Consider the following 16,292-nt stretch of genomic DNA (forward strand, 5'->3'; position numbering starts at 1 on the left):
CAGCGTACCACTACACAGTGACGTTTATCACCCTGCGGATTTAGATTCTTTGGTTCTAGGTGCTGGTATATTAGGGGTTACCACTCTGTCTTCGATTTTGATGTGTTTGTTGACTCGATATTAATCAGTCGTGTTGACCGTTTTGCTCTGAGCATATTGATTTCTTGCTGGTTAGTTCAAGCTATGTTTTGGTTATTGCGACTAAGATGAAGCTAGAAGGTCACTACTGTTTGCTTAGTAGAAATAAAAATCCCCCAAATCATCGGCGGATAGTTTTGTGATTCTTTTCAGAATTAGATAAAGCCTTAAACCTAATGGGTCGAATTATGAAATTGAGTTTTAACTTTGAAGATGCGAGCCAGATCTTTGTGGGATCTTTTGCCTTGGCCGTGCCGATTTCTTTTTCTGAAGAGGCTTGGAAGTTAGGGGAGACTTTACCTACCGCTAATCTATTGCTGCTATTTTTACTGTCTGCGGTGTTCTTAGGCTTCTATACGTATGAGAGTGTCTTTCAAAAAGATGTTGTTGCTCGGTTGCCGGTGTTTATTTTCAGAATAGTGATTGCTTATGTTATGACGGCATTGGTCGTTGCTTTGGTACTGACTTGCCTGGACAAATTACCTCTATTGAGTGATCCCGTCGTATCGATCAAAAGAGTGATTGTTATTTCAATGCCAGCCTCTATGGGTGCTATTGTAGTGGATAGTTTTGATAAAGAGTAATCTGTGTATCAATTTGGATTGAAGTGTCTTACAGAGCTTTTCAGCGCTTACTTGATTCGTTATTTAGCTTTCTTACCTCCAAACTTAGTATTGATTTTTTCAACCGATCTCCTAGTCAATAAAATGAGTAGCAACGTACTGTGACTGACTCTTACGTGAATGTGTCGTTTGTTGTTGGGAGATTTTGAAGAGCATTAAGTAGCGAAGATTTGTAGCTTTGGAAGGATATAAAAACGGTTGGTTTCTGAATTGAATATGGTATTTGAAAGGTGAGGGTAGTTGTATTAATAAGTTAGGATCTTTAGATGCAAAAAAGCCGCATCAATGATGCGGCTTCTTTTAATTGGCTCCCCTTGCAAGACTTGAACTTGCGACATACGGATTAACAGTCCGCCGTTCTACCAACTGAACTAAAGGGGAATTGATTGTTTAGTCTCTAATCAAGAGAATGGTGCCGACTACCGGAATCGAACTGGTGACCTACTGATTACAAGTCAGTTGCTCTACCTACTGAGCTAAGTCGGCATCATGAATCAAAAAGCTTATGCTTGATGATTAACTTGGCTCCCCTTGCAAGACTTGAACTTGCGACATACGGATTAACAGTCCGCCGTTCTACCAACTGAACTAAAGGGGAATTATTCTTAAAGCTTTAAAGAAATGGTGCCGACTACCGGAGTCGAACTGGTGACCTACTGATTACAAGTCAGTTGCTCTACCTACTGAGCTAAGTCGGCACATAATATTTCTTTGTGCTTTACTGTTGTTGTCTAAGACACCAACAAATAAATTGTGGTGCCCGGAGGCGGAATCGAACCACCGACACGAGGATTTTCAATCCTCTGCTCTACCGACTGAGCTATCCGGGCGACGAGGTGTATTAAACGTGTTTTCGCGTTCTGGGTCAACATTAAATTGCAAAAAAAGTATCGTTTGATGTTTTTCTATACTTAGTGGGTTGTTTTTGCTCATTTGGGGTGAAAAACCTAGGTCTAGCATGCCCTAAAAGATAGTAAAACTACGGTTAACTACACTGAATGGGCGCCGAAATAAAAAAAGCACGTATGAAAACGTGCTTTTTTATTTGAAAATTTTCTAGGGAGTTTAGTGTTTTACTTCAAACCTATTAACCCAAGCTTCTAATTCGTTGGAAAGAGAGGCAAGAGTTTGGGTGCTGTTATGACTTTCTGTTACGACATTGCTCAGTTGGTTACCGCTCTCTTCGATCATATTGATACGCTTCGATATATCATCGCTCACCTGAGTCTGCTCAGCGGCCGCTGTTGCGATTTGATGACTCATTGATGAAATGGACTCTAATGCGACAACAATCTGTTGTAGTGCTTCAGAGGCGTTTTGAGACTCTGTTACGGTGCTTTCACTGGTCGCGGCACACACTTCCATGGTTTGAATTGCGTTGCGAGATCCCTCTTGAAGGTTATTAATCATTAATTGGATTTCTTTTGTGCTCGATTGTGTTCTGCCTGCAAGGTTACGAACCTCATCTGCTACAACAGCAAATCCACGACCTTGTTCGCCAGCTCGAGCTGCTTCAATGGCTGCATTTAGTGCCAATAGGTTAGTTTGCTCCGCTATATCACCAATCACATCTAATACTTTTGCAATGTTGTTTACATCGTTATCTAGGTTAGCGACAGCTTCGCTTGCTGTGCCTAGTTGGCCTGCTAAGCCTTGAATGTTATCTACTGTGTTGTGAATGAGTTGTTGGGTATGCTGGCTCTGTTTGTCGGCCTCGTCGGTGTTGCGCGCGGTATCGCTAGCTGAAGCAGCTACGTTATTGGCTGAAGAGGCCATCTCGGTCATTGCTGTCGCGATCATCTCTGTTGATTGCTGTTGGGTGTCTGTCAGTTGACCAATTGACCCAGCGCGATCTTCTACGCGCTGCAGTTCGCCTCTTAATGCCAGCATTGAAGCGTCAAGGTTTGATACTAGCTCAGCCAATGACTTACTCATTTGTTGTACGGCGTGATAGATACTGCCGTCAATTGCCTGAGTTTCGAAAGAGGTTTGAATTCGACCTTGTGCTACGGCTTGTACTGCTTCTCGTACGTCTTTAGGTTCGCCGCCAAGAAGCGCTAGCATGCGTTTAATGGATACAATTAGGCTCGCCAGAATAAGACCAGCAATCACGACACAAAGGAATAGCTGCCATTGAGCAGTAGACCAAAAACGAGCGTTAACTTCATTGAACCCGATACCAGTGCCGACAACCCAACCCCAATGTGGCGTTTTCTCTGCAATAGACAGTTTTTCTTCAATCGTTCCATCTGGCAGTTTTTGTGTCCAGGTGTACTCAATGATCTCGCCAATGCGATTACCAAGTACTCTTTGGATTAGCTGCCCAACACTATTGCCGTCGCCATCTTTAAAGTCGTTAAAACTGGTTCCGTGCAGTTGAGGATCTAATGGTGTCGCGATAAACGTCATGTTCTCATCGGCTACGTAAACATATTCATTATCTTTATAGATGTTGTTGCGTAGAAGGCGAGTAGCTAGTTGCTTGGCTTGCTCTTCTTCTAGTGTGCCATCAATCGCCATTTTTTCGACTTCAGTAAGAATGCTGTATGCGCTCTTAAACAGCTCTGTTACGCGAGCTTTGTTGTCCATGTTGCTAGCAACTCTTAAGGTCCATAAGCCTGTAGCCGTCAGTGCTAGCAGGGCGATCAAGATGATGCCCGATAATAAGTAAGCTTGCGTTTTTAGTTTCATATTTCCCCGCGCAGCGATTCAATAATTAGTATTAGGTATAATTCATCGAATCTTAATCTAAGTGGTGTAAGGCAGATATTAGAAAGACATCAAAGTATGATAGAGATTAAATTTTCGAAGAAAAAAAAGTAACAGGACTTGGTTCTATTTGTTTTAATGTGAATATTAGCGGGTCATGAACTTTATAAGGCGTTGGTTCTGTTGTAGTGGATATGCTTTATAGAACTTAGAATCAACTGCTGTAGTAAGAGTACTAAAAGGAGATAACTCAATTTATCGAGACTGATTAAGAGTTAGTGAGGAGCTGATGTGTATATTGAATAGAGTTTGTTTTTGTTCAAACGAAAAAAAGCCAAGTCTTTCGACTTGGCTTTCTTGAATGTGGCTCCCCTTGCAAGACTTGAACTTGCGACATACGGATTAACAGTCCGCCGTTCTACCAACTGAACTAAAGGGGAATTATTTGTGTCAACATCAGGTCTATAAAGACCATTATTTGTTAAGCACCAAATAATGGTGCCTCGAGGCGGAATCGAACCACCGACACGCGGATTTTCAATCCGCTGCTCTACCGACTGAGCTATCGAGGCAAAAGAATGGTGCCGACTACCGGAGTCGAACTGGTGACCTACTGATTACAAGTCAGTTGCTCTACCTACTGAGCTAAGTCGGCACACTAAATTCTTTATGCTTTTGTCCGTGTTGTTACTCCCTGTTAAAGAGTGTTGACACCAACAAATCAAATTGTGGTGCCCGGAGGCGGAATCGAACCACCGACACGAGGATTTTCAATCCTCTGCTCTACCGACTGAGCTATCCGGGCAACGGAGCGCTATTAAACGGATTTTCTGCATAACCGTCAACTCCTTTTTTGAAAATAACTAAAAAAACCGTTCGTTCGTTGTTTTTTTATTCAAAAGTGAGGGTTATGTTTTACCTTGGTTAAATTCTTTTTTGAATTGCGTTACTTTTTCGAGGTATCGGCGCGACTCTTTATTTGGATGCTTCTTGGTAAGCGCCCAGTAGGCTTGGCTCGGTTGCAGCGAGTTTAAGTCTTGCATTGCTCGCTTTCTGTCCTTACTGAAGGTATTGAGTACGCCACCAGTACCGCCGTTATAGGCTGAAATCATACTGTATTCAAGCGTTAATGGGTTTTTTACGTCTTTCAAATAACGATTTTTAAGGATGTAAAAGTATGCGGTGCCAGCATCAATGTTGTTTTCTGGATTGAATAAGTACTCAGGGCTTGGTTCACCAGGTTTCTTTTTGACGTGTTCAAATACATCTCGACCAGCGGTTTTAGGTACCACCTGCATAAGACCATAAGCATTAGCCCAGCTTACGGCGTACGGGTTGAAGCTACTCTCTGTCTTGATGATAGCGTAGATTAAATCTTCAGGGATGTCATAACGCTGAGACGCTCGTCGAACGATGTCGGCATATTGATAACTACGCTGGCTAGCGTGGTCGGCCACCATTGGGATTTCAACGTAGTAGGCTTTTTTAAAGTCGACTTCTTTGGTTTTTAGGTTATTCGCGATCAGGTAATCCGCAAACTGGTTCGCTCGCCAAGTCCATTGAATGGGCTTTTTTTCTTGGTCTACGACCTGATTATAGAGGAAAGGTTTGCCTTCTAGCTTGATGCTTTTAGAAGAGAATAGATCGACATGCGCCGGATCATCTGGCGTCAAAAGGGTCGTCATGATCGCATTTTTGAGGTGTTTTTTCGGTTCGGTAGAGGAAACCGTTTCCACCGTTACCAGGCCTTGGCTAAAATTCACTTCTGAACGACTTAAGTAATTATCTATGTATTTCACATAGTTACTCTTACCTGCCATCTTGATTTCACTGCTACCCCAACGTTTTTGAATGTTGCCTGAAAAGCTATCTATTAATGAATCTAGCGCCCCGGTATCTTTTTCAAATTGTCCGGGTAGCTCAGCTAAATTCTTCACAAACCGGTTGGTTGGCTCGTAATTGACATCATAAATGCTTTCGACAAATTCACGGCTGCAGCCAGTTAATAACATGGCTGTTAGGAAGTAACTTAGCTTTTTCATAGTTCCTCATACAAAAATGACATCGCAGCGTTAACCATGATGTCATTAAAAATTGCTTAAATAAATGTCTTATTCGCTTGGTGGAGTATAGCCATCAATTACGACATCTTTACCTTCAAAAAGGAAGTTAACCATCTCAGTTTCAAGAAGTTTACGATGCTCAGGATCCATCATGTTTAGCTTCTTTTCATTGATAAGCATAGTTTGCTTGCTTTGCCATTGTCCCCAAGCTTCTTTAGACACGTTGTCAAAGATACGCTTACCTAAGTCACCTGGGTAAAGTTGAAAATCTAGGCCTTCAGCATCTTTTTGAAGGCGAGTACAAAATACAGTGCGGCTCATAGTGGTTCCTCTTATCGCGTTCGTTGATTCAAACGTCGTCGTTCAGTTCAAAGGGTAGGCTCTCAATAAGCTGCTTTACAGGAGCGGCTAGGCCAATTTCTTCCGGTTTTGATAAGTTATACCAGAGACCTTTAGCCCCTTCCATTATCAAATCTGGTTGTTTATCTAATTTCACTAATACTGGCGTGATATCTAAGTGGTAGTGGCTGAAAGTGTGTCTAAACGCAATCATGGTCTTGATTGAATCTGTGTTTGTGATTGAACGAAGATCCAATTGGTGTTCGATTTCTGCGTTCTCATTTTGAGGGAAACAGAATAAGCCTCCCCAGATACCTGATTGAGGGCGCTGCTCAAGCCACACTTGGTTATCGTGATACAGGATTACAAACCATGTCTCTTTTACTGGTTTCTCTTTCTTTGGCTTTTTGCCAGGGAAGTCGAGTTGTCTATCGAGTTTTTTAGCTTCACACATGTTTTCAATTGGGCACAGAGTACATTTAGGCTTGCTACGAGTACAAACCATTGCTCCCATATCCATCATAGCTTGATTGTATTTATCGACATCTTGCTTTGGGGTGTGTGCCTCTGCGTGTTCCCAGAGTTGGTTTTCAACCTTCTTTTGACCAGGCCAGCCCTCGACAGCAAAGCTTCTTGCAAGCGTTCGCTTCACGTTACCATCAAGGATCGCATGGGGGAGCTTGTAAACAGAGGACAGAACGGCTGCCGCTGTTGAGCGGCCAATGCCTGGAAGCGCATTCATTTCTTCGAGGGAAAGTGGAAACTCCCCACCATATTGCTCTGCGACGATCTTGGCAGCTTTGTGTAGGTTACGAGCTCGTGCGTAGTAACCAAGCCCTGTCCATAGATGGAGCACTTCATCTTGCTCGGCGTTTGCTAGATCGATAACTGTTGGAAAACGTTCCAAGAAGCGTTGGTAGTATGGAATCACCGTGGTGACCTGAGTCTGCTGAAGCATGATTTCAGATAGCCAAACGGTGTAGGCGGTTTTGTTTTGTTGCCAAGGTAATTCTTTACGCCCGTAGGCGTCATACCACTTTAATATGGCGGTTGCGAAAGGAGTCACGACATGCTCTATGCTTTGCTATTATTAGAAGCGAAATTGCACCACACTTAACGTTGGATGTAAAACAGACAAATTGTGTGGGAATTTATCCACGGAAAGACTTGCACCGAAGGCAATTCTTTGGATAATCCCCGCTTTGATTAATCAATGTGCAGGCAAAAATCAATGAGTGAAGTGACCACTAACGAATATACTGAAGACGGCAAACTGGTTCGTAAGATCCGTAGTTTTGTTCGCCGCGAAGGCCGCTTAACAAAAGGCCAAGAGAACGCGATGAATGAATGTTGGCCAACAATGGGTATCGACTACAACCCAGAGCTTCTTAACTGGAAAGAAGTATTTGGCAACGATAACCCAGTTGTACTAGAGATTGGCTTCGGTATGGGTGCATCACTGGTTGAAATGGCAAAGAACGCACCTGAGAAGAACTTCTTAGGTATTGAAGTTCACAGCCCAGGTGTTGGTGCTTGTTTGGGTACTGCGCGCGATGCTGGCGTAACTAACCTGCGTGTAATGTGTCACGATGCTGTAGAAGTATTTGAACACATGATTCCAGATAGCAGCCTGCATACACTGCAACTGTTTTTCCCTGACCCATGGCACAAGGCTCGCCACCACAAGCGTCGTATCGTTAAAGCTGAATTCGCTGAAATGGTTCGTGCTAAGCTACACCTTGAAACTGGTATTTTCCACATGGCAACTGACTGGGAAAACTACGCAGAGCACATGATTGAAGTAATGAACGTTGCTCCAGGTTTTGAGAATATCGCTGAAGATGGTGATTACATTCCTCGCCCGGATGAGCGCCCGCTAACTAAGTTTGAAGCTCGTGGCCATCGTTTAGGTCACGGCGTTTGGGATATTAAGTACAAGCGTACTAAGTAATTCTGAACCTAAACAAATGAAGGTGAGGTTTGATTAGGATCTTAACCTTACACTTTGTGGGATTGATAAAAGCCAACATTATTGTAGTGTTGGCTTTTTTGTCCTTAGGCTTTTATTTCAGTAAAGGCTTAACGACAGAAAGTAATACCAATCACAGTAAGTAAGTGATCAGAAATAGCGTAGGAAAAAGGCTTGAGAACAAGGCAGCATTTTTCGATAAGTAGTTACTCTACAATCAAAAACTCTAACGCAGTTATCGAGCATTTTAACAAGCTAGAGTGAGCTGTTATTTACTACGATTGGTATATGTTACATCCCTACAAAAATAACAATATAGAAGTAAGCACACATGAAACCAACTCAAGCTATTTTGGCCGAGATCTTAGAAGAAGTTAGCCCTTTAATTGGTCAGGGAAAGGTCGCTGATTATATTCCTGCATTAGCGCGTATATCGAACCAGAAACTGGCGATTGCGGTGTACACCAATGAAGGAGAAGTGATTCAAGCTGGTGATGCAGAGGAAGCCTTCTCTGTACAATCTATCTCTAAGGCTTTGAGTTTGACGTTAGCAATGGTGCTCTATAAGCCGGAAGAGATTTGGCAAAGAGTAGGCAAAGAGCCTTCTGGTCAAGCCTTTAACTCGATGATTCAGCTTGAGATGGAGTATGGTATTCCCCGCAACCCGTTCATCAATGCGGGGGCAATTGTCGTTGCAGACCTACTACAAAGCCGCTTGTCTGCGCCTAGGCACCGCTTGTTAGAGTTTGTGCGTCAGTTATCGGGTGATACTCATATTGTGTATGACAAGGTGGTAGCGGCTTCAGAAATGATGCACAGCGATCGTAATGCTGCCATTGCTTATTTGATGCGTTCATTTGGTAATTTTGAGAATGATGTTATCCCAGTTCTGAATAACTACTTCCACGCTTGTGCGCTTAAAATGACGTGTGTGGATTTGGCAAAAACCTTTAGCTATTTAGCAAACAAAGGCGTGTCGGTTCAAACCAAGAAAGAGATCATCACGCCAGTTCAAACCAAGCAGTTGAATGCTTTGCTTGCGACGTGTGGCTTGTACGATGGGGCTGGTGAGTTTGCCTACCGTGTTGGTATGCCAGGAAAATCGGGCGTTGGTGGCGGTATTATTGCTATCGTTCCTGGCGAAATGACGATTGCGGTGTGGTCTCCAGAGCTTGATCCTTCTGGCAACTCGCTCGCAGGTACTAAGGCTCTAGAGTTGCTTTCAGAGCGAATTGGTCGTTCTATTTTCTAAGAGAAAGATTCGAGCACGGACGTTGTCCTATAGAACGCTTCGCTCCGAGAGAGGGCTATAAAACAAAAAGGGTTGACCCTAAAGCCAACCCTTACGCAATGCTTCTCGAATCTCGAACTACTCGTCTTCTTCTGCCATAAAGGCTTCTAACAGATCATTGAGAAACAGCTTTCCTTTTTCAGTGATCTGCCAGTGAGTGTCGGTTTCCTTCAAGTAGCCTAGCTCTTTTGCCCATTCAATCGTTTTTTGAATCGAGTCAAAACCAAGCCCTGTCGTATCAATGAAATCCTGCTTTGGACATGCTTCCATTAACCTAAAACGGTTCATGAAAAATTCAAAAGGGCGGTCTTCATTCGGCACTTCAAATTCATCTGATAGATAAGGTTTTACCATGTTTTGGTACGCAGCTAGATAGCCTCTAGGGTGCTTAACCTTAGTGGTACGAACAATGCGTCCATCTGTAAAGCTCAGCTTGCCATGAGAGCCACAGCCAATACCTAGATAGTCACCAAAGCGCCAGTAGTTGAGGTTATGTTGGCACTGATATCCCGGCTTGCTGTAGCCTGAAATTTCGTACTGCACATACCCTGCGTCTGCGAGCTTCTTATGGCCTAGGTCGAAGATATCCCAAAGGTCATCATCATCAGGCAGCGTTGGTGTTTTGTAATAGAACATGGTGTTAGGTTCTATTGTTAGCTGATACCAAGATAAGTGCGGAGGGTCGAGTTCTATCGCTTTATCCAAATCAGCCAACGCTTGTTCAATACTCTGATCGGGTAAGCCGTGCATTAAGTCTAAGTTGAAACTATTCAATCCAATCTTATGCGCTAAATGAGCGGCATTTACCGCTTCATCTTGACCATGAATACGCCCAAGTCTTTCCAGTTTCTCTTGCTCAAAACTTTGCACACCCACCGAGATTCGAGTAATGCCTGCCTTTTGGTAACCTGCAAAACGCTCAGCTTCGATAGTTCCCGGGTTGGCTTCCATGGTGATTTCTATTTCAGGTTTGAACGGGATGCGCTGTTCAATGCCTTGTAACAATCGGCCAATTCCTTCAGGAGAAAACAGGCTTGGGGTACCGCCACCAATAAAGATCGAATGCAGTGGGCGAGGCATACCATTGAGCTGATATTTTTCGATATCAGTATCGAGATCCTCAAGCAGTGCATCGATGTACTCTTTTTCAGGGATCTCGGCTTTCAGAGCGTGAGAGTTAAAATCACAATACGGACACTTTTGTACACACCATGGGATGTGTACATAGAGGCTAAGTGCGGGTGGTATTAGCGCTGCATTGTGCATTACAGAGCTTGCTCCTTGAGAGTCTTGAATAGTGACGCAAGCGCTTTACCACGGTGTGATAGTTGCTTCTTACGCGAAGATTCAAGCTCTGCTGAGGCGCAGTTATCTTCTGGTACAAAGAACACAGGATCGTAGCCAAAGCCATTCTCACCGTGTTCTTCAGTAAGAATACGACCTTCCCATTTACCGTGACACACTAGAGGTGTTGGATCATTCTCGTGACGCATTAGCACCAACACACAGTGGAAACGCGCAGTACGCTTTTCAGTTTCGACACCTTGCATCGCATCTAATAGTTTTTTGATGTTCTGCTTATCGGTTGCCCCTTCACCTGAGTAACGCGCTGAATAGATACCTGGCGCACCATTTAAGTAATCAACCTCTAAACCTGAGTCGTCAGCAATGGCTGGCAGCCCTGTTTCTTTCGCTGCGTGGCGAGCTTTGATGATGGCATTTTCAATGAAAGTCGTTCCTGTTTCAGCGACTTCTGAAACGTTAAATTCACTTTGCGCGACAACGTCAAAACCAAACTCAGACAGAATATCTGCCATCTCGCGAACTTTACCTTGGTTGCCTGTTGCTAAAACAATCTTACTCATGGGAATGTAGCTCTAAATAAGTTAATAAATGAAAAGTAAGGTTTGAGCTTACTCTTCTATATAGAATTTCTGTGTGAAACGCAGTGGACCAGTGCCTTTTAGGCCTGCGTTCACATCGATGTCGAAGGTGATGTTTTCTTCGTGAGTTACGGGGAACTCAGCAAGGTAATAAATCGCATCGCCTTCTTTGATTTCTCGAAACTTCAAAGTACGGGTGTTTCCAACGAGGTTCTTCGCTGTTCCCGTAATTTTAGCCGTTGTCGCAGGCTTGCCTAGAGAAGCCTTGTCTAACACGCTGATGTTGAGGATTGCTGAGTATCCATTTCGCTTAAGTTTGTATTGCTTAGCGACTTGCGAAGTTAAGAACGTGGAATTAAAAGCCGAGTAATGAACCTCGACATCCTTAATGTTCTTAAATTGCCCTGCTGAGCTTGGTAAGGCAACAAGAGCGGTGAGTAGTGCTGTTATCCATAAACGCATAATGACTCCAATAAATAGCAAAAAGCCATCATAGGATGGCTTTGACTTCAGTTGGGATTTGGCTTGGCGAGCATATTCGAACTTGCTTGTGCCTACCGAGATCTCCCTTTTCTATCTTAATTTGCCCTTTTGCGACCTTAAACTGTTTCGCAAGGTATTTCGCTAAGTGGGCGTTGGCTTTGCCATCTACTGGTGGAGCAGTTATGGCAATTTTGAGTTCCTCACCATGCAAGCCAACAATCTTGTCTCGGCTTGCTTTGGGTTGGATATAGAGCCTAAGAAGAATATCGTCTTCCTCGGCCCAAACCGCTTTTGGCATCGTCAAAGTACCTGATGTTTGTACTTGAATTATAGCTGATACCAAATAGGGCCAATCATGTCGCCCATTAGGAAGTTCGCAAATTGCAGAACAATGAACAGAACCAGTACGCTTAGGTCGAAACCACCCATGTCCGGAAGGATACGGCGGATAGGCACTAGCATTGGTTCAGTCAGTTGATGGAATACGTACTCGATTGGACTACGACCTTGGCTTACCCAGCTTAGGATTGCACGGATAAGTAGAACCCAGAAGATCAAACCACCAGCCGCTTTGAGCAGAGACAGTGCACCAAAGATAAGGAAGCTAATATCGAAAACGGCAGCGCCGCCAGAGATAATCAGGTTTAGAGCAACGAACTTAAGTACACACAGCACATAAGCGAAAACAACGGTCGCAAGATCTAGGCTGCCGATTGATGGAATAACTCGGCGTAGTGGGGCAACAACCGGTTGTGTCGCTTTTACGATGAATTGTGAGAATGGGTTGTAGAAATCTGCACGTGATGCTTGTAGCCAGATACGCAAGATCACAACCATGATGTAAAGATCAAAAACGGTCGAGATCAGAAAGCTCATCGAGTTCATATTGTTTCCTTTTTCGGATTTACTTGTCGCTTAGATATAACCAGAGCGGCAAAATGCTTGTTTACCTTGATTGGTACTAAAACAGTTTTTCCATCTCTTCAGCTCGAGCAACCGCCGCTTGCATGGCTTTTGCTACGATGTCTGATAGTTGATGTTCGTTAAACGTGCGTAGTGCTTCTGCGGTCGTGCCGCCTTTGGATGTCACTTGTTCACGCAGTGTTGATAATTCAGTATCTTGGTTTGCTACCACCATCTCTGCCGCGCCTAATGCAGACTGCTGCACTAGCTTACGAGCGGTTTCTTGGTCAAAACCTTGCTTGATTGCTTCAGCTTGCATCGCTTCCATAAACAGGAAGAAGTAAGCCGGAGCGCTACCCGCCGCCGCAATGATGTTGTTGATTCCAGACTCTTGTTCAACCCAACTTACTTCACCAACAGCTTGCATCAGCTGAGAAGCAAAGTCTTTATCATCTTGGCTGACAGTTGCATCGGCATAAAGACCACTCATCCCTTTACCAAGCAGTGATGGCGTGTTTGGCATCACACGAACAAGGTTCAGTTGGCAGTTTAACATCTCATTAAGTCGATTCGCATTAATACCCGCGGCAATTGAGATAACCAGTTTGTTGCTGAAGTCGATATCTTGTAAGGGTTTACATACATCAGCCATCATTTGTGGCTTCACGGATAACACAACAACGTCTGCTTTTTCAGCTGCTGCAATATTATCGCTGGTGGTATTGATGCCGTATTCTTGTTCTAACGGCAGCCTTCTGGTTTCTGAAGGTGCTGTCGCAGTAATCTTTTGCGCTGGGTAACCACTAGCAACTAAGCCAGCTACAATTGAGCGAACCATGTTTCCCGCCCCAATAAAGGCGATGTTCTTATGTACCATATATAAAATCCTGAGCGTGTCGCTGCGCGGATAAGGCGAAGCGGTATCAATACTTGTACTTGTCGTTACTTACTACGGCTATTTCGCGTAATCACGAGCGCCGAAAATAGCTGTTCCAATACGAACCATTGTGCTGCCAGCCTCAACTGCTGCATCCATATCACCACTCATCCCCATCGAAAGGGTATCAATGTCTGAATACTTCGCGGCTAGCTTGTCTTTAAGCTCTGCCAGTTGAGAAAATGCATTAAGCTGAGATTGATAGTCAGATACGTTTGCAGGAATCGACATCAATCCTCTTAAGGTGAGGTTGGGGAGCGATGAAATCAACTCCGCGAGTGCAAAAACTGTCTCTTCTGAGGTTCCAGATTTGGACTCTTCACCACTGGTGTTTACCTGAATCAACACTTGTAAAGGTGGAAGTTCGCTTGGTCGTTGATCATTAAGCCTTTGTGCGATCTTATCGCGATCGACGGAATGCACCCATTGAAAGCTTTCCGCGATTGGGCGGGTTTTATTGGATTGAATTGGACCAATAAAATGCCACTCTAAATTTAGGTTAGAATGTTGTTCTGAAAAGTGTTTTACTTTATCTACACCTTCTTGAACATAGTTTTCACCAAAGGCAACTTGGCCTCCGAGTGCGGCTTCTAGAATCGCATCAATAGGTTTAGTTTTGCTGACGGCTAAAAGTTGCACGGACTCTGGAGCTCGTCCGCACTTTTGCTCAGCACTACGAATCTGTGAGGTGATTTGTTCGATATTTTGTTGAATACTACTCATAGCTGACTTTACTTAAGGGAAAATAAATGGATATCACTGAGTTACTAGATTTTAGTGTAAAGCATAACGCGTCAGATCTACATCTTTCTGCGGGTGTATCTCCAATGGTACGTATAGATGGTGAAGTAAGGAAGCTTGGAATCCCAGCTTTGAGTCATGCTGATGTGCATCGTTTGGTTTTTGAGATCATGAGCGATTCACAACGCGGCGAGTTTGAAGAAAAACTGGAAGTCGACTTCTCTTTTGAATTACCCAATGTTGGTCGCTTTCGTGTTAATGCGTTTAACCAAGCCCGTGGCTGCTCAGCTGTCTTTCGAACTATCCCTGTCGAAATCCCGACTTTAGATCAGTTAGGTGCACCTGAGATCTTCGAAAGGATTGCTAACTACGAAAAAGGGTTAGTGCTCGTCACTGGTCCAACTGGCTCTGGTAAATCAACGACTCTTGCGGCGATGGTTGATTACGTAAATCGCAACCACAATAAGCATATTCTGACGATTGAAGACCCGATTGAATTCGTTCACACCAATAATAAATGCCTAGTCAACCAGCGTGAAGTTCACCGTGATACTCACAGTTTTAAAGCGGCACTGCGCAGTGCCTTACGTGAAGACCCAGACGTGATTCTGGTTGGTGAACTTCGTGACCAAGAGACGATTAGCTTAGCGTTAACCGCAGCAGAAACGGGTCACTTGGTCTTTGGTACTCTGCACACCAGTTCTGCGGCTAAAACGATCGACCGTATTATCGATGTGTTCCCAGGTAGCGATAAAGATATGGTTCGTTCGATGTTGTCTGAATCACTGCGCTCGGTGATAGCCCAGAAGCTGCTAAAGCGTGTTGGTGGTGGTCGTGTGGCGTGTCATGAAATCATGATGGCAACACCTGCGATCAGAAACTTGATTCGTGAAGATAAGGTTGCGCAGATGTACTCGATCATTCAAACGGGCGCAGCGCACGGCATGCAGACCATGGAACAAAATGCGAAGCAGCTGATGGCGCAGGGCTTGGTTGATTCGGAAGAGGTCGAGAAAAAGATCGAAATTGAAACCTCAATGTTTTAATTAAGGTGTACATAATGGAATTGAATCAAATCCTTGAGGGAATGCTTTCTCAAAAGGCATCGGATCTCTATATCACTGTCGATGCGACAATCCTGTTTCGTGTGGATGGTGAATTACGCCCCCAAGGAGAGAAGCTGAATGCGGCTCAAGTTGCTCAATTACTTGATGCGATGATGGAACAAGACCGACGTGATGAATATCAGCAAACGCGTGAGGCTAATTTTGCGATTGTGCGTGACTTTGGTCGTTTTCGTGTCAGTGCATTCTTTCAGCGAGAGCTACCTGGAGCGGTCATTCGACGTATCGAGACTAACATCCCAACCTTTGAGCAACTAAAGCTTCCTGATGTACTACAGGACCTATCAATAGCTAAGCGCGGACTTGTGCTGGTGGTTGGTGCGACAGGCTCTGGTAAGTCGACCTCAATGGCTGCAATGACAGGCTATCGCAACACCAATCGCTCGGGACATATCTTGACGGTTGAAGACCCGATTGAATTTGTGCATGAACATAAAAAGTGCATCATGACACAGCGTGAAGTTGGACTCGACACCGAGAGCTATGAAGTCGCGCTTAAGAACTCGCTACGCCAAGCACCAGACATGATCTTGATTGGCGAAATCCGTAGCCGTGAGACCATGGAATACGCGATGACCTTTGCTGAAACGGGTCACTTGTGTATGGCAACCTTGCACGCCAATAACGCTAACCAAGCGCTAGAGCGTATTCTTCATTTGGTGCCGAAAGAGCAGAAAGAACAGTTCTTGTTTGACCTATCGATGAACCTGCGTGGTGTCGTCGCTCAGCAACTCATTCGCGACAAGAATGGCAGCGGGCGTCATGGTGTATTCGAGATTCTGCTGAATAGCCCTCGTGTTTCTGACTTGATTCGTCGTGGTGAACTGCACGAACTGAAAGCAACCATGGCTAAATCGAAAGAGATAGGTATGCAGACCTTTGACCAAGCTTTGTATGATTTAGTGATAGCAGGCAAGATCAGCGAAGAGGATGCGTTCCACAGTGCCGATTCTGCTAATGACTTGCGCTTAATGCTCAAAACTAGACGTGGTGATGACGACTACGGAACTGGGGCGTTGGCTGGTGTGAAGATAGATATGGGGTGATAAAAAACGCCTGATTTGATTCTAGGTTAAAATCAGGCGTTCA

General features: G+C 44.2%; 16 protein-coding genes and 9 tRNA genes. 5 read left to right on the forward strand and 20 right to left on the reverse strand.

Going from position 1 to position 16,292, the window contains the following annotated elements; translation table 11 throughout:
• Nucleotides 1–326: 326 nt before the first annotated feature.
• A complete protein-coding gene (locus tag AB4154_RS17845) occupies nt 327–722 on the forward strand; it encodes a DUF2391 family protein (protein ID WP_017060180.1) in 396 nt (131 codons plus the stop codon).
• Between the two features lie 344 nt (nt 723–1,066).
• On the opposite strand, the gene AB4154_RS17850 is transcribed toward AB4154_RS17845, so the two are convergent.
• From AB4154_RS17850 to mutY, 13 genes are all read right to left on the reverse strand, one after another.
• Nucleotides 1,067–1,142: transfer RNA gene (locus AB4154_RS17850), tRNA-Asn, on the reverse strand.
• A gap of 29 nt (nt 1,143–1,171) precedes the next feature.
• A tRNA-Thr gene (locus AB4154_RS17855) sits at nt 1,172–1,247 on the reverse strand.
• Between the two features lie 36 nt (nt 1,248–1,283).
• Nucleotides 1,284–1,359 (reverse strand) — tRNA-Asn (locus AB4154_RS17860).
• Nucleotides 1,360–1,383: 24 nt separating this feature from the next.
• Nucleotides 1,384–1,459 (reverse strand) — tRNA-Thr (locus tag AB4154_RS17865).
• Nucleotides 1,460–1,515: 56 nt separating this feature from the next.
• Nucleotides 1,516–1,591: transfer RNA gene (locus AB4154_RS17870), tRNA-Phe, on the reverse strand.
• Between the two features lie 235 nt (nt 1,592–1,826).
• The gene (locus AB4154_RS17875; protein ID WP_372123721.1) at nt 1,827–3,452 is read right to left on the reverse strand and encodes a methyl-accepting chemotaxis protein; all 1,626 of its coding nucleotides are present in this window, start codon (nt 3,450–3,452) and stop codon (nt 1,827–1,829) included.
• Nucleotides 3,453–3,834: 382 nt separating this feature from the next.
• Nucleotides 3,835–3,910: transfer RNA gene (locus AB4154_RS17880), tRNA-Asn, on the reverse strand.
• A gap of 56 nt (nt 3,911–3,966) precedes the next feature.
• A tRNA-Phe gene (locus AB4154_RS17885) sits at nt 3,967–4,042 on the reverse strand.
• 7 nt (nt 4,043–4,049) lie between these two features.
• Nucleotides 4,050–4,125 (reverse strand) — tRNA-Thr (locus tag AB4154_RS17890).
• Between the two features lie 74 nt (nt 4,126–4,199).
• Nucleotides 4,200–4,275 (reverse strand) — tRNA-Phe (locus tag AB4154_RS17895).
• 103 nt (nt 4,276–4,378) lie between these two features.
• Nucleotides 4,379–5,512, reverse strand: coding sequence for a membrane-bound lytic murein transglycosylase MltC (gene mltC, locus AB4154_RS17900; protein WP_372123723.1), 1,134 nt, complete (start codon nt 5,510–5,512; stop codon nt 4,379–4,381).
• Nucleotides 5,513–5,581: 69 nt separating this feature from the next.
• Nucleotides 5,582–5,854 (reverse strand): oxidative damage protection protein, encoded by a 273-nt coding sequence (locus tag AB4154_RS17905; protein WP_137001321.1) that lies wholly within the window; start codon nt 5,852–5,854, stop codon nt 5,582–5,584.
• A gap of 28 nt (nt 5,855–5,882) precedes the next feature.
• Nucleotides 5,883–6,938, reverse strand: coding sequence for an A/G-specific adenine glycosylase (gene mutY, locus AB4154_RS17910; RefSeq protein WP_372054658.1), 1,056 nt, complete (start codon nt 6,936–6,938; stop codon nt 5,883–5,885).
• A 165-nt stretch (nt 6,939–7,103) separates the two neighbouring features.
• On the opposite strand from mutY, the gene trmB reads away from it, so the two are divergent.
• Both trmB and glsB read left to right on the forward strand, forming a co-directional pair.
• On the forward strand, nt 7,104–7,823 hold the full coding sequence (gene trmB, locus AB4154_RS17915) for a tRNA (guanosine(46)-N7)-methyltransferase TrmB (protein WP_008223608.1): 720 nt from the start codon (nt 7,104–7,106) through the stop codon (nt 7,821–7,823).
• Nucleotides 7,824–8,172: 349 nt separating this feature from the next.
• Nucleotides 8,173–9,093 (forward strand): glutaminase B, encoded by a 921-nt coding sequence (gene glsB / locus AB4154_RS17920; RefSeq protein ID WP_372123725.1) that lies wholly within the window; start codon nt 8,173–8,175, stop codon nt 9,091–9,093.
• A 117-nt stretch (nt 9,094–9,210) separates the two neighbouring features.
• Here glsB and hemW read toward each other — a convergent pair whose 3' ends face one another.
• The 7 genes from hemW to AB4154_RS17955 all read right to left on the reverse strand — a co-directional run bounded on the left by hemW (nt 9,211) and on the right by AB4154_RS17955 (nt 14,061).
• Nucleotides 9,211–10,398: a radical SAM family heme chaperone HemW gene (hemW, locus tag AB4154_RS17925; RefSeq protein ID WP_017062248.1), complete on the reverse strand. Its 1,188-nt coding sequence runs from the start codon at nt 10,396–10,398 to the stop codon at nt 9,211–9,213.
• Nucleotides 10,398–10,997 (reverse strand): XTP/dITP diphosphatase, encoded by a 600-nt coding sequence (locus AB4154_RS17930; protein ID WP_017062247.1) that lies wholly within the window; start codon nt 10,995–10,997, stop codon nt 10,398–10,400. Before AB4154_RS17930 ends, hemW begins: the two co-directional genes overlap by 1 nt.
• 48 nt (nt 10,998–11,045) lie before the next feature.
• The gene (locus tag AB4154_RS17935; protein WP_017062246.1) at nt 11,046–11,477 is read right to left on the reverse strand and encodes a DUF4426 domain-containing protein; all 432 of its coding nucleotides are present in this window, start codon (nt 11,475–11,477) and stop codon (nt 11,046–11,048) included.
• Nucleotides 11,478–11,505: 28 nt separating this feature from the next.
• A complete protein-coding gene (yggU, locus tag AB4154_RS17940) occupies nt 11,506–11,796 on the reverse strand; it encodes a DUF167 family protein YggU (RefSeq protein ID WP_102427900.1) in 291 nt (96 codons plus the stop codon).
• Between the two features lie 29 nt (nt 11,797–11,825).
• Entirely contained in the window at nt 11,826–12,383 is a 558-nt protein-coding gene (locus AB4154_RS17945) for a YggT family protein (protein ID WP_017067798.1), read from the reverse strand.
• A gap of 76 nt (nt 12,384–12,459) precedes the next feature.
• Nucleotides 12,460–13,278, reverse strand: a complete 819-nt coding sequence (gene proC, locus AB4154_RS17950) for a pyrroline-5-carboxylate reductase (RefSeq protein ID WP_017063196.1) — start codon at nt 13,276–13,278, stop codon at nt 12,460–12,462.
• A gap of 78 nt (nt 13,279–13,356) precedes the next feature.
• Complete coding sequence (locus AB4154_RS17955; RefSeq protein WP_017062243.1) at nt 13,357–14,061, reverse strand: YggS family pyridoxal phosphate-dependent enzyme; 705 nt, start codon at nt 14,059–14,061, stop codon at nt 13,357–13,359.
• Between the two features lie 26 nt (nt 14,062–14,087).
• Here AB4154_RS17955 and AB4154_RS17960 point away from each other — a divergent pair, with 26 nt between their 5' ends.
• Both AB4154_RS17960 and AB4154_RS17965 read left to right on the forward strand, forming a co-directional pair.
• A complete protein-coding gene (locus AB4154_RS17960; RefSeq protein ID WP_017062242.1) occupies nt 14,088–15,125 on the forward strand; it encodes a type IV pilus twitching motility protein PilT in 1,038 nt (345 codons plus the stop codon).
• Nucleotides 15,126–15,139: 14 nt separating this feature from the next.
• Nucleotides 15,140–16,249 (forward strand): PilT/PilU family type 4a pilus ATPase, encoded by a 1,110-nt coding sequence (locus AB4154_RS17965; RefSeq protein WP_372123726.1) that lies wholly within the window; start codon nt 15,140–15,142, stop codon nt 16,247–16,249.
• The last annotated feature ends 43 nt before the right edge of the window (nt 16,250–16,292 follow it).

It is taken from the genome of Vibrio sp. 10N.286.51.B11, from assembly GCF_041469245.1.
GTDB classification, from domain to species: Bacteria; Pseudomonadota; Gammaproteobacteria; order Enterobacterales; family Vibrionaceae; genus Vibrio; species Vibrio crassostreae_C.